General features: G+C 69.3%; 17 protein-coding genes and 1 pseudogene. 7 read left to right on the top strand and 11 right to left on the bottom strand.

Annotated features, from left to right (window positions below):
* Positions 1–77: pseudogene (locus tag ACWC1K_RS40525) on the top strand (ABC transporter permease); the annotation flags it as partial.
* A 61-nt stretch (positions 78–138) separates the two neighbouring features.
* Here ACWC1K_RS40525 and panB read toward each other — a convergent pair.
* Positions 139–1,014, bottom strand: a complete 876-nt coding sequence (gene panB, locus ACWC1K_RS40530) for a 3-methyl-2-oxobutanoate hydroxymethyltransferase (RefSeq protein ID WP_450838119.1) — start codon at positions 1,012–1,014, stop codon at positions 139–141.
* A 190-nt stretch (positions 1,015–1,204) separates the two neighbouring features.
* On the opposite strand from panB, the gene ACWC1K_RS40535 reads away from it, so the two are divergent.
* From ACWC1K_RS40535 to ACWC1K_RS40545, 3 genes are all read left to right on the top strand, one after another.
* Complete coding sequence (locus tag ACWC1K_RS40535; RefSeq protein ID WP_450838121.1) at positions 1,205–2,794, top strand: MFS transporter; 1,590 nt, start codon at positions 1,205–1,207, stop codon at positions 2,792–2,794.
* A 60-nt stretch (positions 2,795–2,854) separates the two neighbouring features.
* Positions 2,855–3,514, top strand: a complete 660-nt coding sequence (locus ACWC1K_RS40540) for a TetR/AcrR family transcriptional regulator (protein WP_450838122.1) — start codon at positions 2,855–2,857, stop codon at positions 3,512–3,514.
* Positions 3,515–3,791: 277 nt separating this feature from the next.
* Positions 3,792–4,754 (top strand): endonuclease/exonuclease/phosphatase family protein, encoded by a 963-nt coding sequence (locus tag ACWC1K_RS40545; RefSeq protein WP_450838212.1) that lies wholly within the window; start codon positions 3,792–3,794, stop codon positions 4,752–4,754.
* Positions 4,755–4,840: 86 nt separating this feature from the next.
* Here the strand turns inward: ACWC1K_RS40545 and ACWC1K_RS40550 are convergent, their stop codons facing one another.
* The 6 genes from ACWC1K_RS40550 to ACWC1K_RS40575 form a co-directional block, all read right to left on the bottom strand.
* The gene (locus ACWC1K_RS40550; RefSeq protein WP_450838124.1) at positions 4,841–5,197 is read right to left on the bottom strand and encodes a hypothetical protein; all 357 of its coding nucleotides are present in this window, start codon (positions 5,195–5,197) and stop codon (positions 4,841–4,843) included.
* A 215-nt stretch (positions 5,198–5,412) separates the two neighbouring features.
* A complete protein-coding gene (locus ACWC1K_RS40555) occupies positions 5,413–5,889 on the bottom strand; it encodes an SMI1/KNR4 family protein (protein ID WP_450838125.1) in 477 nt (158 codons plus the stop codon).
* A gap of 554 nt (positions 5,890–6,443) precedes the next feature.
* The gene (locus ACWC1K_RS40560) at positions 6,444–8,480 is read right to left on the bottom strand and encodes an NAD(+) synthase (RefSeq protein WP_450838127.1); all 2,037 of its coding nucleotides are present in this window, start codon (positions 8,478–8,480) and stop codon (positions 6,444–6,446) included.
* 128 nt (positions 8,481–8,608) lie between these two features.
* Entirely contained in the window at positions 8,609–10,546 is a 1,938-nt protein-coding gene (locus ACWC1K_RS40565) for a S53 family peptidase (protein WP_450838128.1), read from the bottom strand.
* Positions 10,547–10,759: 213 nt separating this feature from the next.
* On the bottom strand, positions 10,760–11,392 hold the full coding sequence (locus ACWC1K_RS40570) for a DUF305 domain-containing protein (RefSeq protein WP_450838130.1): 633 nt from the start codon (positions 11,390–11,392) through the stop codon (positions 10,760–10,762).
* A 1-nt stretch (position 11,393) separates the two neighbouring features.
* Positions 11,394–12,068, bottom strand: a complete 675-nt coding sequence (locus ACWC1K_RS40575) for a DUF3105 domain-containing protein (protein WP_450838131.1) — start codon at positions 12,066–12,068, stop codon at positions 11,394–11,396.
* Between the two features lie 354 nt (positions 12,069–12,422).
* Between ACWC1K_RS40575 and ACWC1K_RS40580 the strand changes: the two genes are divergently transcribed.
* Together ACWC1K_RS40580 and ACWC1K_RS40585 are read left to right on the top strand one after the other, a co-directional pair.
* Complete coding sequence (locus ACWC1K_RS40580; protein ID WP_450838133.1) at positions 12,423–13,784, top strand: glutamine synthetase family protein; 1,362 nt, start codon at positions 12,423–12,425, stop codon at positions 13,782–13,784.
* A 273-nt stretch (positions 13,785–14,057) separates the two neighbouring features.
* Entirely contained in the window at positions 14,058–14,387 is a 330-nt protein-coding gene (locus ACWC1K_RS40585; RefSeq protein ID WP_450838135.1) for a hypothetical protein, read from the top strand.
* Positions 14,388–14,855: 468 nt separating this feature from the next.
* On the opposite strand, the gene ACWC1K_RS40590 is transcribed toward ACWC1K_RS40585, so the two are convergent.
* Positions 14,856–15,296, bottom strand: coding sequence for a VOC family protein (locus ACWC1K_RS40590; RefSeq protein WP_450838136.1), 441 nt, complete (start codon positions 15,294–15,296; stop codon positions 14,856–14,858).
* Between the two features lie 34 nt (positions 15,297–15,330).
* Positions 15,331–15,843 carry a pyridoxamine 5'-phosphate oxidase family protein gene (locus tag ACWC1K_RS40595; RefSeq protein WP_450838137.1) on the bottom strand — a complete coding sequence of 171 codons (513 nt, stop codon included), beginning with the start codon at positions 15,841–15,843 and terminating at the stop codon, positions 15,331–15,333.
* A 171-nt stretch (positions 15,844–16,014) separates the two neighbouring features.
* On the opposite strand from ACWC1K_RS40595, the gene ACWC1K_RS40600 reads away from it, so the two are divergent.
* Entirely contained in the window at positions 16,015–19,011 is a 2,997-nt protein-coding gene (locus tag ACWC1K_RS40600; protein ID WP_450838139.1) for a bifunctional [glutamine synthetase] adenylyltransferase/[glutamine synthetase]-adenylyl-L-tyrosine phosphorylase, read from the top strand.
* 117 nt (positions 19,012–19,128) lie between these two features.
* On the opposite strand, the gene ACWC1K_RS40605 is transcribed toward ACWC1K_RS40600, so the two are convergent.
* Both ACWC1K_RS40605 and ACWC1K_RS40610 read right to left on the bottom strand, forming a co-directional pair.
* On the bottom strand, positions 19,129–20,034 hold the full coding sequence (locus ACWC1K_RS40605; protein ID WP_450838141.1) for a phosphatase PAP2 family protein: 906 nt from the start codon (positions 20,032–20,034) through the stop codon (positions 19,129–19,131).
* Positions 20,035–20,165: 131 nt separating this feature from the next.
* On the bottom strand, positions 20,166–21,200 hold the full coding sequence (locus tag ACWC1K_RS40610; RefSeq protein ID WP_450838142.1) for a LacI family DNA-binding transcriptional regulator: 1,035 nt from the start codon (positions 21,198–21,200) through the stop codon (positions 20,166–20,168).
* Positions 21,201–21,564 lie beyond the last annotated feature (364 nt).

Here is a 21,564-nt window from a genome sequence, read left to right on the forward strand (position 1 = left end):
CCTCGCTGATCTCCAGCACCACCACCACGGTCGTCGCCCTCATCGGCTACTCCGCCATGGCCGGCACGGTCGGCGCAGACAAAACGGCAGCCCGTCGACGGGGGAAGATCGACGGGCTGCCTCTGTGCCGCTGTGGCTCTAGTGGACGGAGTTCTCCTCCGACGGGAACACCCCGCCGACGACATCCTCCGCGAACTCCTTCACCGCGTTCCCCATGACCTCACGCAGGTTCGCGTACTTCTTGACGAACTTCGGCACCCGACCGGACGTCAGCCCCAGCATGTCCGTCCACACCAGCACCTGCGCGTCGGTCTCGGGACCCGCCCCGATCCCGACCGTGGGAATGTGCAGCACCCGCGTCACCTCGGCCGCCAGCTCCGCCGGCACCAGCTCCAGCACGACCGCGAACGCGCCCGCGTCCTGCACGGCCTTCGCGTCCCGCAGCAGCTGCTGCGCCGCCTCCTCGCCGCGCCCCTGCACCCGGTAGCCCATCGCGTTGACGGACTGCGGGGTCAGCCCGATGTGGGCCATGACCGGGATACCGGACTCGACAAGGAGCCGGATCTGCTCGTGCGAGCGCTCCCCGCCCTCCAGCTTCACGGCACCCACCCCGGCGTCCTTGACCAGCCGGGTCGCCGAGCGCAGCGCCTGCACCGGACCCTCCTGGTAGGAGCCGAAGGGCAGGTCGCCGACGATCAGGGCGCGCTGTGTGCCGCGTACGACGGCGGCGGACAGCATGGTCATCTCGTCCATGGTGACGGGCACGGTCGTCTCGTACCCGAGGTGGCAGTTGCCCGCCGAGTCGCCGACGAGGATCACCGGGATGCCGGCCTCGTCGAAGACGGACGCGGTCATCGCGTCGTAGGCGGTGAGCATGGGCCACTTCTCGCCGCGTTCCTTGGCGAGGGTGATGTCGCGAACGGTGATACGGCGTGTGCCCTTGCCCCCGTACAGCGCCTTACTGCCGTCGGAGGACCTGTTCTGGACAGTCTGGGCAGCCGAAAGCTGCGTCATTGCAACGGCTCCTTCAGTCATCTCGAGGCGCCCTGACGGCGTCCCCGGATCACCCCCATGGTGGCACTTCGTGCCAGCCAGGGCCAGAGGGAACTCCGTCACGTCCGCACGCAGGAGCGGGCGTAAGGTCCAGGTAAAAGATTTACGATACGGCACCGTCTCGTATCGGAATTCGCCTAGCCTGGACGGCATGACGACTCCACCCGTTCCCGCACCCCGGATACCCGAGGCCGTGCACCGGCGCCGCTGGGCCATCCTCGGCGTCCTGATGCTCAGCCTGCTGATCGTGGTGCTCGACAACTCGATCCTGAACGTCGCCATCAAGACGATCTCCACCCCGGCCCCGACCGGGCTGGGCGCCACCCAGAGCGAGCTGGAGTGGGCGATCAACGCCTACACGCTCGTCTTCGCGGGTCTGCTGTTCACCGCCGGCCTCATCGGCGACCGGGTGGGCCGCAAGAAGGTGCTGCTCGGCGGTCTCGTCGTGTTCGGCGTCGGCTCCGCGCTCGCCGCCGAGTCCGGTTCGCCCGGCCAGCTGATCGCCTACCGCGCCCTGATGGCCCTCGGGGCGGCCTTCGTGATGCCGGCCACCCTCGCCGTCCTCATGAACGTCTTCGAGCGCGAGGAGCAGCCCAAGGCCATCGGAATCTGGGCCGGCGGTGTCGGCCTCGCCATCGCCATCGGCCCGATCACCGGCGGTGTGCTCCTCGACCACTTCTGGTGGGGCTCGGTCTTCCTGATCAACGTGCCGATCGTGCTCCTCGCGCTCGCCCTGATGATCTGGCTCGTCCCCGACTCCCGCGACCCGCGGCCGGGCCGGCTCGACCCCATCGGCGTCGTGCTGTCCGTCGTGGGCCTGGTCCTGCTCGTCTACGGCATCATCAAGGGCGGCGAGCTCGCCGACTTCACGGACGCCCAGGTGCTGTCGACCATCGCCGCCGGTCTCGTCGTACTCGCCGCGTTCGTCGTCTTCGAGAAGCGCAGCGACCACCCCTCCCTCGACGTGACGTACTTCAAGAACAAGGTGTTCTCGGCCGCCATGGCCGCCATCGCGCTGGTCTTCTTCGCGCTGATGGGCGTCACGTTCTTCGCGGTGTTCTACACCCAGAGTGTGCGCGGCTACTCGCCGTTGCAGTCCGGTCTGCTGATGCTGCCGCTGGCCGCCGCCCAGATGATCTTCGCGCCGCGGGCCCGGCTGATCGTCGACCGGTTCGGCAACAAGGTCACCACCGGGGTCGGACTGCTGCTGCTCGCGGGGATGCTCGCCGCGTTCGCGGGCTTCGAGGCGGACACCCCGATCTGGGTCCTGGAGGTCGTGTTCTTCCTCATGGGCGCCGGCATGGCCCACGTCATGACCCCGACCAGCGTGGTCATCATGCAGGCCCTGCCGCGCGAGAAGGCCGGCTCCGCGTCCGCGCTGAGCAACACCTTCCGCCAGGTCGGCGGCGCCCTCGGCATCGCGGTCCTCGGCTCGGTGCTGTCGACGGCGTACCGCGATGGCATCGAGGGCAAGCTGGGTCACCTCCCGGCCGGGCTGCGGGAGACGGCCGGCGAGTCCATCGAGGCCACCCTCGGCGTCGCGGCGAAGCTGGGCCCGCAGGGCAGGGCGCTGGTCACCCCGGCCAACGACGCCTTCCTGCACGCCATGCACGTCACGGCGCTGTGCGGCACGGTCGTCGCGATCATCGGCGCGCTCGTGGCGTTCCTGTTCCTGCCGGGGAAGCCGCCGGCCCGTCAGCAGGGCGAGGAGGAGCAGGAGTTGGTGGCAGCGGCGGAATAGCGTCTTCCGCCGCACTGGGGGGCAGGGAGAATTGCTCCAGCACGACGAAGGGACGCAGCAGTGAGCCTCGCCGACAGTCCGGCCCCGCCCGGGGCCCCCGCACGGGGACGCCCCCGCAGTGAGGCGGTCGAACGCGCCGTCATAGAGGGCGTGATGAAGCTCCTGGAGGACGGCGTCCCGCTCGCCGAACTCTCCATCGAGCGGATCGCCCGCACGGCGGGCGTCGGCAAGGCCACCATCTACCGCCGCTGGAGCGGCAAGGAGGAGCTCTTCGTCGACGTCGTACGCGCCGCCGAGCCCCCCGACCCCGAACTGCCCGGAACGTCCATGCGCGACGACCTGGTGGCCCTCCTGGAGCAGCTGCGGCAGCGCGGCGTCATGACCCGCACCTCGGTGCTCCTGCACAACGTGTTCGCCCAGATGAAGAGCAGCCCCAAGATCTGGGCCGCCTACCACGCCTCCGTCGTCCGGCCGCGGCGCAGACTGCAGATCGAGATCCTGCGCCGCGGCCAGCAGAACGGCGAACTCCGCGAGGACATCGACCTTGAACTGGTCAACGACCTGATCGTCGGCCCCATGCTGCTGCGCACGGTCATGCGCCCGGCGGTGGAGGAGGAGACCGACCTCTCCGAGGGTCTGTCGGAGCGGATCGTGGACACCGTTCTCGAAGGGCTACGGCCCGTCGAGGGACCACAGTCCGTCAAATCCTCAACCACCTAGACCGAATGTGCGCGTTGCGTCACAGAGGGCGCTTTCGGGGGCCGTATTCGGAACTCCCCGCGCCGGGTTCGTCGTCCTCGTGCCCGTACGGCCGTCATGCGACGGCAGGGACAGGCTCGATCATCCCCTAGGGTTTCAGATCAGGGGGGACGGACGGGTTGCACGGCAGGCAGTGAGGCGACGCGGTATGGCGCAGCAGGCGTATGTGACGGAGACGGACAACGGCGGCTCGGGGCCCGAGCACCGGGGAGACCGGCTTCGGCGCCTGCTCAACCGCATGGTCTCCGGATGGCGGGGCGACCCCAGAATCTGGCGCCGCGGCATCGTTGTCGCCGCCCTCGCGGTGATCCTCGCGCTGGTGATGCTGCTGCACGCCCGCATCCCCAACCGCATCGGCAACCTGGGCAGCCTCACCGAGACCTTCCTGCCCTGGCTGGGCCTGCTGGTGCCGCTGCTGCTCCTGCTCGCGCTGGTGCGCAGGTCGGCGACCGCGCTGATCGCGGTGGTGCTGCCTGCGGCCGTATGGCTGAATCTCTTCGGCGGTCTGCTGACGGACAAGACCGTCGGCGGCGGCGACCTGACCGTCGCCACGCACAACGTGAACGCCGACAACCCCGACCCCTCGGGCACGGCCCGTGACGTGGCGGCATCCGGTGCGGACGTGCTGGCCCTGGAGGAGCTGAACGCGTCGGCGGTGCCGGTGTACGAGAAGGCGCTGGCGTCGACGTACAAGTACCACTCGGTGCAGGGCACGGTCGGGCTGTGGAGCAAGTACCCCATGACCGGGGTCAGTGGCGTCGACATCAAGCTGGGCTGGACGCGCGCCATGCGCGCCACCGTGACCACGCCCGAGGGGCAGGTCGCCTTCTACGTCGCCCACCTCCCGTCCGTGCGGGTGAAGATGGAGGCCGGGTTCACGGCCCGGCAGCGCGACAAGAGTGCCAACGCGCTGGGGGAGGCCATCGCCCATGAGCCGCTGAAGCGGAAGGTGCTGCTCGGCGACCTGAACGGCACGATGAACGACCGCTCCCTCAACGGCATCACCTCCCAGATGCGCTCCACACAGGGCGCGGCGGGCAGCGGCTTCGGGTTCAGCTGGCCGGCCTCGTTCCCGATGGCACGGATCGACCAGATCATGGTCCAGGGCATCGAGCCGATGACCTCGTGGACGCTGCCCAGGACCGGGAGCGACCACCTGCCCATCGCGGCCCGTGTGAGCCTCACCACCGACCACCGGTAGTCCAGGCGTGCGCAGGTAGGAATTCACCCTGTGGTCGGCGAAGCGCAGGTCCGCCTTGAAGAAGTCGACGGAGAAGTCCGCGCCGATCAGTTCTGGGTGCTCCGGCCGATCAGCGCGGCCTCGATCGCTTCACCGGTCATGTCGATCAATACGGCTTCTTGCCGCATGTCCGCGGGAAGGTGCGCATGTGCTTCGGAGCCGCAGAAGAACGTCCCCTGGCTCGGATCGAAGATCACCGCTACCAGCCGTTCCGTGAGTTCCGCCACGATGGCGAACACACCGGGACCGGAGTGCGGACGCTCCACCAGGATGCCGGTCCGGTCGACGAAGATCTCGGCCTCGCTGCCGTCCGCGGCCCGGACCCTGTACTGCAGACGTCCGTCGTCCATCACGGTGAGGTCCGGGTCGCCCACGTCGTAGGGGCTGAGGACGGCTTGTACCACGCGCGTGTCCAAGGGAACGGGCGCGTCACTGCCTTCCACGAATGTGTAGATCGAAGGGCTGTAGCTCACACGAAGTCGCTTTCGTCACTGAGGTGATGGCCCCGGGGTGTCTCCCGCATGCACGCGGGAGACACCCCGGGGGTTTGTGTGCGGAGGCCGAGGGGTCGCACAGTCGGTGTGCGGACCCCTGTCCAGGTGCGCTCTCGGGGGGAGGATCAGCCCAGCTTCTGACGGCACTCGGTGAGCGTGAACTCTCCGAAGTTGTCCGAGATCTTCTCCATGCGCCCGCCCTCCAGAACCCCGGGGTTCCACGCGTAAACCGGGTACTCGCCCGCCTGGTCCGGCTGCGAGGTATCGAGGACGACAACTTCCCAGATGTCGTCATGCATGACGACCAAGAAATCGTGCGGCAGTCCCAGTACCTCGCGGTCCTCCAGGGTGTACGCAGGAGAGCCCAACAACTTGTCTCCCTGGGCCGGAGTTGTATACACGCCAGGGAACTCGGTGGGGGGAATCTCCCACGTTCCGAACTCTTCGATCAGGCGCCGATATGAGGGAGGGAAAACAAGACCCATCTCAGCCTCGGCTCTGGCGATCACCTCTGCTGGGCAGCCGTCGCCATGTTGCGCAATGTCCTCGTGGGCACGCATCAGCCTGATCGCCCGTTCGGCTGCCTGTAGACCGCTCGTCATCCGAAATCCTTGGGAGCGCAAGTGTCCACCCCCTGTTGGGGGAAGGAAGCCGCGGTTCGGCCGGTGTGGAGACACGACGTGCAGGCACTGCTGCGTGGCGATGTGCCCCCGCGGCGCGGCATCACTGTAGACACACCCAGAAGTGTTCGTACAGGTGTTCCCGTGGGTTTCTGTGCGTGAGGACGGCCGCCCGACTGCCGCCCCGGTGCGGCCAGCTCGCACCAAACCGTCTTGCGGTCCGCTCCCGGGAGGGTGGGCAGCGCGCGAGGGTCCGGATCGGTGACCTCGATGCGGGTGCGGCCGCCGGGTGTGCCGGTGACGCGGACCGTCACCGGGGTGCCCTCGCCGAGGAGGTCGATCACGTTCGTCAGCAACTCCGTCACGCACAGGCGGACTTCGAAGACATGTGCGCGGAGGTGGTGGCGCAGTTCCGGCACGGCCTTCGGGGTGGCGAGCAGCTCGAGGACGAGGCCGCAGGCCGACGGGGGTCTGGGGGCGCAGCCCCCAGGGCCGCCCGCCCCACTCACCCGCACCGGGCTACCACCCGCACCGGCCTAGTCGAACCGCGCAAGATCCCGCAGCCACACCGTCGCCGAACTGTCCGACGGCGCCCGCCAGTCCCCCCGCGGAGACAGCGAACCCCCCGCCGACACCTTCGGCCCGTTCGGCATCGCAGACCGCTTGAACTGCGCGAACGCGAAGAACCGGCGGCAGAAGACCTCCAGCCAGTGCCGGATCTCCGGCAGGTCGTACGCCACCCGCTTGGCGTCGGGGAAGCCCGGCGGCCAGTTACCCGCGTCCGGGTCGTGCCAGGCGTGCCACGCCAGGAAGGCGATCTTCGACGGCCGGAAGCCGTAGCGCAGGACGTGGAAGAGCGTGAAGTCGTGCAGCGCGTAAGGCCCGATCTTCGACTCGGTCGACTGCATCTCCTCACCCGGCACCAGCTCCGGGCTGATCTCGGTGTCGAGGATCGCGGCGAGGATCTTCCCCGTCTCCTCGTCGAACTGGCCGCTGCTGATGACCCATCGGATCAGGTGCTGGATCAGCGTCTTCGGCACGCCCGAGTTGACGTTGTAGTGGCTCATCTGGTCGCCCACGCCGTACGTGGACCAGCCGAGCGCCAGCTCCGACAGATCACCGGTGCCGAGCACGATGCCACCGCGCTGGTTCGCCAGGCGGAACAGATAGTCCGTGCGCAGGCCCGCCTGCACGTTCTCGAAGGTGACGTCGTACACCGGCTCACCCGAGGCGAAGGGATGCCCCATCTCCTGCAGCATCAGCCGTGCCGTCGGCGTGATGTCCAGTTCGGCCGCAGTGACCCCGAGAGAGCGCATCAGCGCGTGCGCGTTGTCCTTGGTGTGGTCGCTGGTGGCGAAGCCGGGCAGTGTCCAGGCCAGGATGTCGCTGCGCGGACGCCCCGCACGGTCCATCGCCCGCGCGGCGACGATCAGCGCGTGCGTGGAGTCAAGTCCGCCGGACACCCCGATGACCACCTTCGGGCCGCCGATCGAGGCGAGGCGCTGCTGGAGGCCCTCGACCTGGATGTTGTAGGCCTCGTAGCAGTCCAGGGCGAGCCGCTCCGCGTCGGCCGGCACGAACGGGAAGCGCTCCAGGCGGCGGCGCAGCCCCAGGTCGGTCAGCGGCGGATCGAGCTCGAAACCGACCGTCCGGAAGTCGGCGGTCCGCGCCCGGTGCGTGCGGCGGTTGTCGTCGAACGTGCCCATCCGCTGCCGCTCCTGGCGCAGCAGGTCGAGGTCGACGTCGGCGATCGCGTACTCGTCGCCGAGCGGGAACCGCTCGGTCTCCGCCAGCAGCAGGCCGTTCTCGTAGACCATGGCCTGGCCGTCCCAGGACAGATCGGTGGTCGACTCGCCGAGCCCGGCCGCCGCGTAGACGTACGCGGCGAGGCAGCGGGAGGACGCCGAGCGGCACAGCAGCTTGCGGTCCTCGGCCCGCCCGACCGTGATCGGGCTGCCCGAGAGGTTGACCAGGACGGTCGCACCGGCGAGGGCCGCCTCCGCGCTCGGCGGCACCGGCACCCACATGTCCTCGCAGATCTCCGCGTGCAGCACGAGCCCGGGGACGTCCTGGGCCGCGAACAGCAGATCCACGCCGAAGGGGACCTCCTCGCCGCCGACGCGGATCGACCCGCCGCGCTCGTCGGCGCCGTCGGCGATCTGCCGGCGCTCGTAGAACTCCCGGTAGTACGGCGGGTACGACTTGGGCACCACGCCGAGGACCCGGCCGCGGTGCACGATCACCGCGCAGTTGTAGACCCGGTTGCGGTGGCGCAGCGGGGCGCCCACGACCAGCAGCGGCAGCAGGTCCGCCGACCCGGTCACCACCTCCCCGAGCGCCTGCTCGACCTGGTCGAGCAGGGCGTCCTGCAGCAGCAGGTCCTCGATGGAGTAGCCGCACAGCACCATCTCCGGGAAGACGGCGACCGCGACCCCCTCCTCGGCGCACCGGCGGGCATGGCGCAGGACCGCCTCGGCGTTGGCATGCGGCTCGGCGATGACGGTGTGGCCCGTACACGCGGCGACGCGGGCGAAGCCGTGCTGATAGATCGACCAGAAGTTCAATTCAGGCACGCGCCCAGTGTAATCGTCAGAGCGACGCGATCGCTGGGCGCGGGGTGTGCGTCACTCCACGCACGCCGAAGGGGCGCGGGATGACCACATCCCGCGCCCCTCCGTAGGGTGCCGTTGCCGGCGCCGCGTCAGTGCTTGCGGTACGAGTCGACGTAGCCGTTCGCGGGCGAGCCCACGCCGGTGACGTCGTCGTAACCCTTGACCGCGGACAGCGAGCTGTCCTTGCCGAGGCTGCGGACCGAGGTGACCAGACCACCGGTGGCGTCATACCCGTTGGCGAAGTCCACGCGTGCCTCCGCCAGGTCGGAGCCCGTCGGGTTGTCGGTCACGTCGTGGAACACGCTCTTGCCGTACCGGGCGTAGATCTCCGGGTTGGCGAAACCGAGCGCCTTGCCGTGCGCCTCCTGGGCCAGCGCCTGGACGGCCGCGATGACCGGAGCGGCGAGCGAGGTGCCGCCGATGCGGTACTCGTCGTACGCCTGGGTCTTCCCGTCCGGCAGGGTCTGCGTCTGGCCCACCAGGAAGCCGGTGTTCGGGTCGGCGATCGCCGCGATGTCCGGAACGACACGGTTGCCGTCGGCGCTGTTGGCCGTGGCGAGCGCGTTCGGGACGATGCCCTTCTGGTAGTAGGGCTCGGCGACCGTCTTGCTGGTGCCGCCGCCCGCACCCGAGGTGAACGCGCCGGGGAAGTTGGTCCAGCTCTTGCCGTCCGCGGACAGCACGGCCTTCTTGGTGCCCCAGCCGGTCTCCCACTGGTACGTGTTGCCCTTGCCGACCGCGAGCGAGGTACCGCCGACCGCCGTCACCCAGGCCGAGTTGGCCGGGGTGTCGACCTGCTTCGTACCGGTGTTGGCGACCTCGTCGCCGTTGTCACCGGAGGAGAAGTAGAAGCCGATGCCCTCGACCGCGCCGAACTGGAACACCTGGTCGTAGGCGGCGGCGAGGTCCGGGGTCTGGTTGGCCTCGATGTCGCCCCACGAGTTGGACACGATGTCGGCGAGGTGGTTGTCGACCACCTTGCTCAGCGAGTCCAGCAGGTCGTCGTCCAGGCAGGACGCGGAGCCCACGTACGTGACGTCCGCGGCCGGCGCGACCGCGTGCACGGCCTCGACGTCCAGGGTCTCCTCGCCGTACCAGCCGGCGGCGGAGCAGTCCTTGGTGTTCGTGTACTTCTTCGGCAGCACCTGGTGCAGCTGCCCGGTCGTCCACTTGGCGTCGCCGTGCTTGCCGGCGTACGTCTGCGCGTCGAACGCGATGGACGGCGAGGCGTAGGCGTCGGTGATGGCGATCTTGACGCCCTTGCCGGTGTAGCTGCCCGCACCGTAGGCGGCGCGCAGCTGCTTGCCGGTGTAGCCCTTGATCGCGTACGGGACCTTCGCACCGTAGGCGTCGGGCAGCGTGCTCGCGATGTTCGAGCCGAAGTACGACGAGAACGGCCCGGAGTTGCGGAACACGGTCTCCGGCGGCGGCAGCTGGTCGTCGTGGGTCGCCTTGTGCGGCGCGCTGTCCAGGCCGGTGACGGTCAGGACGGCGCCCTTGAGACTGTCCGGGACGGAGGCGGCCTTGGCCGGCGCCCGGTAGGTCTTCGAGCCCTTGGTGTAGTTGTGCAGCTGGGTGCCGAACGCCTTCTCGGCGGCGGCCACGTCACCGGTGACGGAGACGTAGTGCTGCGTGACGCCCGTGACCTTCAGGCCCGCGGACCTCAGCCAGGACTTGACCGCGGCCACCTGGGCCTTGGTCGCGCCGAATCGGGCCTGGGCCTTCTTGGCGCTCAGGTACTTGCCGTACGAGGCCGAGCTCGGGTCGGACACGGCCTTCGCGTACTCGGCGAGGCCGGCGGCGTCCTTGCCGGCGAGGTACACCCGAAGGCTGACCTGAGCGCCGTTCGAGGTGTCGCCCTTGTCCGCCCTGGCCGTCGCCCACGCGGGCTTGGTGCCCGCGAGTGCGTCCCGGCCTGGGTTGTCCGCGGCATGCGCCGCGGGTATGCCGAGCGCCAGCGCACCGGCGATCATGGGCAGAGTTGCTGCCATGCTCGCGGCGCGCAGTCTGGCGCGGTTGGATCTCATAGAACCCCCTGCGATGCGGTTCTTCGCATGTGTGGTCGGTCGTCGCTGTGATCCGCGTAGACCACCCGCTCCGCGGCGGAGGCGCGGGCAGTGGATCAAGCGATGGGGGCCACTCTTTCGATGAACCGTTCATGCCAGGGGAATGCGCAAGCCAAGAGAAACCCAAGGAACCGTCATCCGGGGCGATTTGGGGCTTTCGTTCCCGTCGGAGGGTTATGAACGCGCTTTCGCCCCGCGCTCCTTGAGCATGCCCGCCATCAGCTGGATCTCCGACCGCTGGGCGTCGACCATGCCCTGCGCGAGGCTCTTCTCCACCCCGACCCTGCACTTGGCGACACAGCCCTCGGCCATGTGGACACCGCCCTTGTGGTGGTCCGTCATGAGCTGCAGATAGAAGACCTCGGCCTGCTTGCCGCTCAGCGTGCCCAGCTTCCTCATCTCCGTGTTGGTCGCCATGCCGGGCATCAGCGAGCCGTCGCCGCGCTCGGGCATGTCGCCCATGCCCATCCACGACATCGGCGGCTTCGCCGACACCTTCGGCAGCCCCCACAGGTCCAGCCAGCCCAGCAGCATGCCGCGCTGGTTGGCCTGCGTCTGCGCGATGTCATAGGCGAGCTGTCGCACTTCCGCGTTCTTCGTACGGTCGCGCACGATGTACGACATCTCGACGGCCTGCTGGTGATGCACCGCCATGTCCCGCGCGAACCCGGCGTCCGCGGACTCGGCGGCGGGCGTGCTCACGCCCGTGTCCGACCCGTCGTCCTCGGCGACCGCGTAGGTGATCGCGCCCGCGGCGACGAGCGCGGCCGCCGCCGCACCCGCGATCCACCCGATGTGCTTCTTCATGTCACATCGTCCCGCCGGTGCACGAGGCACCCGGCTCCGGGGTCTGCTTGCCCTGCACATACGTCTCGAAGAACTTGGCGACCTTCGGGTCGTCGGCGCTCGTCACGCTCAGCTGGTGCCCCCACGCCGACAGCTCGATCGGGGAGGACTGGTTCTGGTACGGGCTCATCAGCGAGTACGGCGTCTGCTTCACCATCGCCGCCAGCTTGTCCACGTCGGACTTCTTCGCCTTGTCGGTGTACGTCACCCAGACCGCGCCGTGCTCCAGGGCGTGCACGGCGTTCTCGTCGTGCACGGCCTTGGTGTAGACGTCGCCGTTGCAGTTGAGCCACGCCAGGTTGTGGTTGCCGCCGACCGGCGGGTGCATCGGGTACTTCACGGTCCCCGCGACATGGGTGCGGGCCAGCTTGCCCGTCCAGGTCCGCACACCGTCCTTGCCCGTGACGAAGTGCCCCGGGCCGTCGCCCGAGGACTGCGCGTCGCTCGCCGAGTCGCTCTTCTTGCCGTCCTGCGACTTCACGATGAAGACACCGCCGACCACCAGACCGGCCACGACCAGCACGCTCGCGCCGATCGTCAGGATCCGGCCGCGCCGCTCGCGGGCCTGCTCGGCACGTCGCATCTCCTCTATTCGCGCCTTGCGTGCCGCGCTGCTGCTCTTCTTGGCGGTGGCCATCGCAGTGTCCTTCTGGGGGAATCGGGTGGGGAGTGGGAAAAAATGTCGGTCGGGTCGCCTGATCGTAGTGGGAGACCGGTGACGTTTTGCAGACGGGGCAAGGGAAAGGCGGGCCCTGCGGAGGCGCTCGTTACCTTCTGCCGGGCCTCCCATTACGGATGTCGGTCCGAGCAGGCAAGATGGGCGGTGAGCAGTACACCCGCCGTTGGTGAGGCGTTCAGCCCCGAGTCGGCCGGCCGATCATGGTCGGCAACGCGGACGAAATGCTGTTGTGGTGTGATGCTCAGGTGCCCGACCGCCTCCTGCGGGACACGGAGACAGGCGGCCTGACCAGCAAGGATGGGGAAGCGGAAGATGGACAAGCAGCAGGAGTTCGTGCTCCGGACACTGGAGGAGCGCGACATCCGGTTCGTACGGCTGTGGTTCACGGACGTGCTGGGCTTCCTCAAGTCCGTCGCCGTGGCCCCCGCCGAGCTGGAACAGGCCTTCGACGAGGGCATCGGCTTCGACGGCTCGGCCATCGAGGGCTTCGCCCGCGTATACGAGTCCGACATGATCGCCAAGCCGGACCCGTCGACCTTCCAGATCCTGCCCTGGCGCGCCGAGGCCCCCGGCACCGCCCGCATGTTCTGCGACATCCTCATGCCGGACGGCTCCCCGTCCTTCGCCGACCCGCGCTATGTCCTCAAGCGCGCCCTCACGCGCGGCTCCGACCTGGGCTTCACCTTCTACACCCACCCGGAGATCGAGTTCTTCCTGCTGAAGGACCGCCCGCTGGACGGCACCCGCCCGACGCCCGCCGACAACTCCGGCTACTTCGACCACACCCCCCAGAACATCGGCATGGACTTCCGCCGTCAGGCGATCACCATGCTGGAGTCGATGGGCATCTCGGTCGAGTTCTCCCACCACGAGGGCGCCCCCGGCCAGCAGGAGATCGACCTCCGCTACGCCGACGCCCTGTCCACGGCGGACAACATCATGACGTTCCGCCTGGTCATGAAGCAGGTGGCGCTGGAGCAGGGCGTCCAGGCGACCTTCATGCCGAAGCCGTTCTCGGAGCACCCGGGCTCCGGTATGCACACGCACCTGTCCCTCTTCGAGGGCGACCGGAACGCGTTCTACGAGTCCGGCTCGGAGTACCAGCTCTCCAAGGTCGGCCGCTCCTTCATCGCGGGCCTGCTCAAGCACGCGGCGGAGATCTCCGCCGTCACCAACCAGTGGGTGAACTCCTACAAGCGCATCTGGGGCGGCTCGGAGCGCACCGCCGGCGCCGGCGGCGAGGCCCCCTCCTACATCTGCTGGGGCCACAACAACCGCTCGGCCCTGGTCCGCGTCCCGATGTACAAGCCCGGCAAGACCGGCTCCGCACGGGTCGAGGTCCGCTCCCTGGACTCAGGCGCCAACCCGTACCTGGCGTACGCCGTCCTGCTGGCCGCCGGCCTGAAGGGCATCGAGGAGGGCTACGAGCTCCCGCCGGGCGCCGAGGACGACGTCTGGGCCCTCTCGGACGCCGAGCGCCGCGCGATGGGCATCGAGCCCCTGCCCCAGAACCTGGGCGAGTCCCTGACCCTCATGGAGCGCAGCGACCTGGTCGCCGAGACCCTGGGCGAGCACGTCTTCGACTTCTTCCTGCGCAACAAGCGCCAGGAGTGGGAGGAGTACCGCTCCGAGGTCACCGCGTTCGAGCTGCGGAAGAACCTGCCGGTGCTGTAAGCGCAGATCGGGGCGGGTTACCTGCCTTTTCGTGAGGGGGGCTGACGCTCGCAGACCGTCAGCCCCATTACGTTTCGCTCGCCCTGGGCCGTCATGGGGGTCCCAACGTGCCGTGGCTGCACCTTCCCCTGCATCGATCAAGTGGTCCAGAAGCCTGCCCGATCCGCGGCCGAGCGTAAGGGGCCATGATCGCTCGCGCCGAGGCAGCTCCCGCCCCAAAGCCGTTCCGCCAACCGCGTGGGCACGCGGTGGAGACCGCCTTACGATGCCTGGATGGACAGCAACGTGAGTGCTGCGTTAATCGCTGCTGCTACGGCGCTCGCAGTGTCGGTTGTAGGCGGATTGATCTCCTGGAAGTTAGAGGCGGGGAAGCTGCGCGAAGAGCTTCGAACCGAGTTCATGGCGGAGGAGACCATCTCTCAGTTGCTCCTCCATCAGACCTGGCCCTTGCGTAGCTTCGAGAAGATCAAGCACCACATCGGCGGCTTCACGGACGACGAACTTCGGCAGCTCCTGGTCCGAGCGGGCGCCGTACGCTTCAAGAGCGACGACGGCGAGGAGATGTGGGGTCTCCGTGTACGCAATCAAGATCGACTGAGCTAGCAGACCGACTTGACAGCCTGCCGAGAGACTATGGGCCCCAAGGATGAGGCCGGGTCTCAACGCTTGGGTACCGCGCGGGGCACCACTCCACGAACCTAGCCCTGAATCGGCAGGTCTGGATGCGTGAACACGAAGGTCATGTACGCGACTGCCGCCACCGTTCCCACCGCCCCCAGCGCCAAGCCGATCAAGGGCTGGGCACGGCTGACGCCCTGACGGGAGGCGGCTCGACACTCGATGATGCCCCGGACAACGCCCGTAAGACCGATGGGCAGAGCAAGCGGCCACACAACCATCCAGAAGGGGCAGCAGAACCAGCACACGACAGAAGCAGCGCCGAAAACGACGGCCAGTCCCGCTCTACCGCCTGTCACATCATCAGTACGGGTCACGCGCTGATCAAAGCAGCTCGGGATGACGGCTCAACCATCACCCCGACCGGCGCCGATGCGCCGCGGCCTTCGTCGGCTACTGCCGTTGGGCGGCCAGGTCGGTCAGGAGCTTGTGCAGGGGTTCCGTCTCCCGGCGCTTGTACTCCTGGATCGCCCAGCCGTTGCCGTCCGGGTCCTTGAAGTACATGAAGGTCGCGCCGTCCTGGGGGGCGAACTGGACGGGTTCGCTGATGTCCAGGCCTCGGGCGCTGAGTTCCTCGTAGGCCGCCTTCGCGTCCGTCACGCACAGCTGCATGCCGTGGTACGTCCCCGGCTGCGGTGTCCCGGTCGGCACCTGCAGCCCGTCGACCAGCGCGATCGAACACCCCGAGCCGGGCGGCGTGAGCTGCACGATCCGCACCCCCTCCATCACCTCGCCGTCGAGGTCCACATGGAAGCCGACCTTGTCCCGGTAGAACTCCTTGGCCCGGTCCACGTCCGAGACCGGCAGCAGGATCACTTCGAGGCTCATCTCCATGGAGCGACTCCCTTGTCGTTGCGTCGGTCGTACGTCACTCGAATCGCCACCGCGTCTGGCTGAACGGCTCCCCCTTACCGAAGCCGAAAACGGTGCGGGGCGCCACAGAAAAGACGAACGCGGGCCCGCCGCCGTGGTGGAACGCCCCGTCCCGCACCTCGAAGTGCCAGAAGCTGCCGTACTTCGCCTCCCACGCGGCGGCCAGCTCGCGCAGCCGGCCGTCCTCGGACACCCGGACCGCCTCGCCCTCCACCACCAGGTCGCGGCCCTTGTTCCAGCTGCTGCTGCCGGTCGTCAGCACGACGTGCGGATTGGCCGCGAGGTTCTTCGCCTTGCGCTCCTCGGGACCCGTGCAGAAGTGCAGTGCGCCGTCCGCCCACACGGCGGGCAGCGGTGTCACATGCGGTCGTCCGTCCGGCCGCACGGTCGAGATCCAGAACAGCTCGGCACGCGCGAGCTGCGCCTCGGCCTCGGACCAGGCGGTCGCGGTGGCCTGCGGGTCGCTGTAGCGGGGGTCGAGACGGGTCTGCGGGTCGTCGGCCGCCATGGGCTGTCACTCCTCGTACCGGAGAATCCCTACGGAAATCTCTGCGGACACCTCTACGGAGAAGAGACCCCGTCCGCCGGGCGAACTCATCGGCCGTCCGCTCCGGCGCTTGTGTCAGAGTCTCCGGTTAGGCTCGGGCCAGTACGACCTTGATCCGACAGGAGGACGGGGATGACGGTGCCCGGGCGCAGGAGCAGTACCTTCACGCGGCTGCTGCGGCACGGTTTCACCGATCCCTCCGCCGCCGAGCGGCTGCTGGACAGCGTGGAGCTCATGCCCGTGCGGGACGACCCGGTGCTGCTCGACGCGCTGGGCGCGACCGCCGAACCGGACCTGGCGCTGCTCGGTCTGGTACGGCTCCTGGAGGCCCAGCCGGGGCCCACCGCGCGCCGCGAGCTGCTCGACACGCTGATAGCGGCCAAGCCGCTGCGCGACCGGCTGCTCGGCGTGCTCGGTGCGTCCGCCGCGCTCGCCGACCATCTGGCCCGGCACCCGCGCGACTGGGAGGCGCTGGTCACCTACGAGCCGCGGGACCTGCACCCGGGGGTGGAGGAGTTCGAGCGGGGGCTCGCGGAGGCCACCGACCCCGTCTCCCTGCGCGTCGCCTACCGCCGCTGCCTGCTGTCCATCGCCGCCCGCGACGTGTGCGGCACCACCGACCTCGCCGAGACCGCCGCCGAACTCGCCGACCTCGCCACCGCCACCCTGCGCGCCGCCCTCGCCATCGCGCGCGCCGCAGCGCCCGAGGACGCCGCGCTGTGCCGGCTGGCGGTCATCGCGATGGGCAAGTGCGGAGGCCATGAGCTCAACTACGTCTCCGACGTCGACGTGATCTTCGTGGGTGAGGCCGTCGACGGGGCCGACGAGGGCAAGGCCCTGCGCTCCGCCACCAGGCTCGCCTCGCACATGATGCGGATCTGTTCGGAGACGACGGTGGAAGGGTCCATCTGGCCGGTCGACGCCAATCTGCGCCCCGAGGGCAGAAACGGCCCGCTGGTGCGCACCCTCTCCAGCCACCTCGCCTACTACCAGCGCTGGGCCAAGACCTGGGAGTTCCAGGCGCTGCTCAAGGCCCGCCCAGTGGCCGGCGACATCGAGCTCGGCGAGGAGTACGTCGCCGCCCTCGAACCCCTCGTCTGGAAGGCCGCCGAGCGGGAGAACTTCGTCGCCGACGTCCAGAAGATGCGCCGCCGGGTCGTCGAGAACATCCCCGCCGCCGAGATCGACCGCGAGCTGAAGCTCGGCCCCGGAGGCCTGCGGGACGTCGAGTTCGCCGTACAGCTGTTGCAGCTGGTGCACGGGCGGGCGGACGCGGCGCTGCGCAGCGGCACCACCCTGGACGCGCTGCAGGCGCTGGCGGCGGGCGGGTACGTGGGCCGGGCCGACGCCGTGCAGCTCGATGAGGCCTACCGCTTCCTGCGGTCCATGGAGCACCGGATCCAGCTGTACCGCCTGCGCCGCACCCACCTGGTCCCCGAGGACGAGGCGGACCAGCGGCGCATCGGGCGCTCGCTCGGCCTGCGCGTCGACCCGGTCGCCGAGCTCAACCGCGAATGGCGGCGCCACGCGGCCGTCGTACGCCGTCTGCACGAGAAGCTCTTCTACCGCCCGCTGCTCGACGCGGTCGCCCAACTCGCCCCCGGCGAGGCCAGGTTGAGCCCGGAGGCGGCCCGGGAGCGGCTGGTCGCGCTCGGGTACGGCGACCCGGCCGCCGCCCTGCGCCACCTGGAGGCGCTGGCCTCCGGGGTGACCAGAAAGGCCGCCATCCAGCGGACCCTGCTGCCCGTGCTCCTGGGCTGGTTCGCGGACTCCGCCGACCCGGACGCGGGCCTGCTCAACTTCCGCAAGGTCTCCGACGCGCTCGGCAAGACCCCCTGGTATCTGCGGCTGCTGCGGGACGAGGGCGCGGCCGCCGAGAACCTCGCCCGTGTGCTGTCCGCCGGGCGCCTCGCCCCCGACCTGCTGATGCGCGCCCCCGAGGCGGTGGCCCTGCTCGGTGACGGCGACGGGGGCGGGCTGGAGCCGCGCGAGCGCGCCCAGCTGGAGCAGGAGATCCTCGCCGCCGTCGGCCGCGCGGAGAACGCGCAGCAGGCGGTCACCGCGGCCCGCGGCGTCCGCCGCCGCGAGCTGTTCCGTACGGCCGCCGCCGACATCGTCGGCTCCTACGGCACCGAGACCCAGCCGGCCGCCGCCGACCAGGGCGCGCTGGTGGACCTGGTCGGCGGCGCGGTGTCCGACCTGACGGCCGCGACCCTGGCGGGCACGCTGCGCGCGGTGGTGCGCGACGGCTGGGGCGACACCCTGCCGACCCGGTTCGCCGTGATCGGCATGGGGCGCTTCGGGGGACACGAACTGGGCTACGGATCCGACGCGGACGTGATCTTCGTGCACGAGCCGCGGGAGGGCGTGCCCGAGCAGGAGGCTTCGGAGGCCGCGAACCGGGTCGTCTCCGAGATGCGGCGGCTGCTGCAGATCCCGAGCGCGGACCCGCCGCTGCTGATCGACGCGGACCTGCGGCCCGAGGGCAAGTCCGGCCCGCTGGTGCGGACACTGAAGTCGTACGAGGCCTACTACCGCCGCTGGTCCCTGGTCTGGGAGTCCCAGGCGCTGCTGCGGGCCGAGCCGGTCGCCGGGGACGAGGAGCTGGGGCGGTCCTTCATCGAGCTGATCGATCCGCTGCGGTATCCGGCGGAGGGGCTCGGGGACGACGCCATACGGGAGATCCGCCGTCTGAAGGCCCGCATGGAGTCCGAGCGGCTGCCGCGCGGTGCCGACCCCAAGCTGCACACCAAGCTGGGGCCCGGCGGCCTGTCCGACGTCGAATGGACCGTGCAGCTGCTGCAGCTGCAGCACGGCTGGGCCGAGCCGGGCCTGCGCACCACCCGTACCCGGGAGGCACTGGCGGCCGCGGCCGCGGCCGGGCTGATCTCGACCGAGGACGCGTCGATCCTGGACGAGGCGTGGGTCCTGGCCACCCGCGTGCGCAACGCCGTGATGCTGGTGCGCGGCCGCGCGGGGGACACCTTCCCTTCGGGCGTGCGTGAACTGGCCGCGGTGGGGCGGTACTTGGGGTATGGGGACGGGCATGTGGGGGACATGCTGGACGGGTACCGCCGTACGGCGCGGAGGGCTCGGGCCGTGGTGGAGGTGCTGTTCTACGGGGCGTAGGACGGTAGGGGTGCGCGTCGTCCCTGGGGGCTCCGCCCCCAGCCCCCCGTTCGGCCCTTGAGGGGCCTCGTCCTCAAACGCCGGACGGGCTGGGTATGGCTGGCCTGCGCCCTGCCTTCAGGGGCGCTGGGCTGTGTCCACTTGCGGCTCCGCCGCGGGGCGCGACCAGCCATGACGGCGCTGCAGACGATCGACGGCTCGGCCCGGCACTTCCGGCAGCGCATACGGCAGCACCCCGTACCAGACCCGAGCCACCGCGAAGCCGAATGCCAGACACAGCAGACCGCCCACCGCATCCAGCCAGAAGTGATTGGCGGTAGCCACAATCACCGTCAGTGTCACCACCGGGTACAGAAGACCAAGGACCCGCACCCACGGCACCCTGGCCAGCGCGAAGATCGTCAGCCCGCACCACACCGACCACCCGATGTGCATGGACGGCATCGCCGCGTACTGGTTCGACACGTGCTTCAGGTCCCCGGAGGCCATCGACCCCCAGGTCTCATGGACCATGACCGTGTCGATGAAGGTGCTGCCGTTCATCAGCCGCGGCGGCGCCAGCGGATACAGGTAGTAACCGACCAGAGCGACACCCGTGGTCGCGAACAGCACCAGACGCGTCGCCGCATACCGGCCCGGGTGGCTACGGTAGAGCCACACCAGCACACCCAGCGTCACCACGAAGTGCAGCGTCGCGTAGTAGTAGTTCATACCGACGATCAGCCAAGTCACCGAGTTCACGGTGTGGTTGACCGACTCCTCGACGGCGATGCCGAGGTGGTGCTCCGCCCGCCACAGCCAGTCGGCGTTGCGCAGCGCCTGGCCGCGCTGTTCCGGTACCGCGTTGCGGATCAGTGAGTACGTCCAGTAACTCACCGCGATCAGAACGATCTCGAACCAGAGGTGGGGGCGGCGCGGGGTACGCAGCCGGCGCAGGAATTCCGGCCCGTTCGCGGCCGTGAGGGAGTCGGGAGCGGCCGTCTGTTCACGGTCGTCCAGACTGGTCACGGTCGAGTCACCCATGGGCACAAAGTCTGCCAGAAACGCCTTCTGCGACCGATCATCCCGCGGTCGGGTTCGCGCCGCATGTTCTACAACACACGGACGTGCGCGCCTACTCCCGACGCACTGCGCGAACTCGAGGTTTCTCCGCCCTAGGGACGAGTCCGGTCCCCAGGCGCCGAAGCAGTCGAACCGCGCACCACCAGCTCCGGCATGAACACGAACTCACTGTGGGGCGCAGGAGTCCCGCCGATCTCCTCCAGCAACGTACGCACCGCGGCCTGTCCCATCGCCGGGACCGGCTTGCGGATCGTGGTCAGCGGCGGGTCGGTGAAGGCGATCAGGGGGGAGTCGTCGAAGCCCACCACCGAGACGTCCCGCGGCACTTCGAGGCCGAGCTGCCGCGCCGCCCGTATCGCACCGAGCGCCATCATGTCGCTCGCGCACACCACCGCCGTGCAGTCACGGGCGATCAGCGCGGTGGTGGCGGCCTGGCCGCCCTCCAGGGTGTACAGCGAGTGCTGGACGAGTTCCGTCTCGATCGTCTGCGCGCTCAGGCCGGTCTGGTCCTGCATCGAGCGTACGAAGCCCTCGATCTTGCGCTGCACCGGCACGAACCGCTTGGGGCCGAGGGCCAGACCGATCCGCACATGTCCCAGCGACACCAGGTGGGTGACCGCCAGTGTCATCGCCGCGCGGTCGTCGGGGGAGATGAACGGTGCCTGCACCTTCGGCGAGAAGCCGTCCACCAGGACATACGGCACGCCCTGTGCGCGCAGGCGCTCGTAGCGCTCCATGTCGGCGGTGGTGTCGGCGTGCAGTCCGGAGACATAGATGATGCCGGCGACCCCGCGGTCGACGAGCATCTCCGTCAGCTCGTCCTCGGTGGATCCGCCGGGGGTCTGGGTGGCGAGCACCGGGGTGTAGCCCTGCCGGGTCAGGGCCTGGCCGATCACCTGGGCCAGCGCCGGGAAGATCGGGTTCTCCAGTTCCGGGGTTATCAGGCCCACCAGGCCCTCGCTGCGCTGCCGCAGCCGCACCGGGCGCTCGTAGCCCAGCACGTCGAGCGCGGCGAGCACGGACTGGCGGGTGGTGGCGGCGACGCCCGGCTTGCCGTTGAGGACGCGGCTGACGGTCGCTTCGCTCACCCCCGCCTGAGCAGCGATGTCGGCAAGCCGTGTGGTCACAGGGGTGGACTGTACCGGCCGACCGTCACTTTGCACACCAATCGGGCGCCGAGCACGAGCGGTTGCACGGCCCCGAGCGGGTTGCTGCGTCATCGCGGTCCCTCGTGTTCTGGTGGGCGCCTGGTTCGGCAAGAGCTTGCAGAGTCTTGCACAAGACTCCCACTGCCCGCTCAGCGGCTTCAATACTCGGTTGCGTGGGGGTCGAGGAGAGGTCACGGGCCGGTAACCTTCGCGCCGTCTTGCAATTTTTTGCTGCAAGACCTTTCGCGCAGCTTTCAACGCTGTTACGTTCACGTCGCCCGGCGGCGGCAACGGCGCAGTCGGCACGACAGCAGGAACGGCAGACGGGGCCGCACCTGCACCA

The sequence above is a fragment of the Streptomyces sp. NPDC001492 genome, assembly GCF_053597275.1.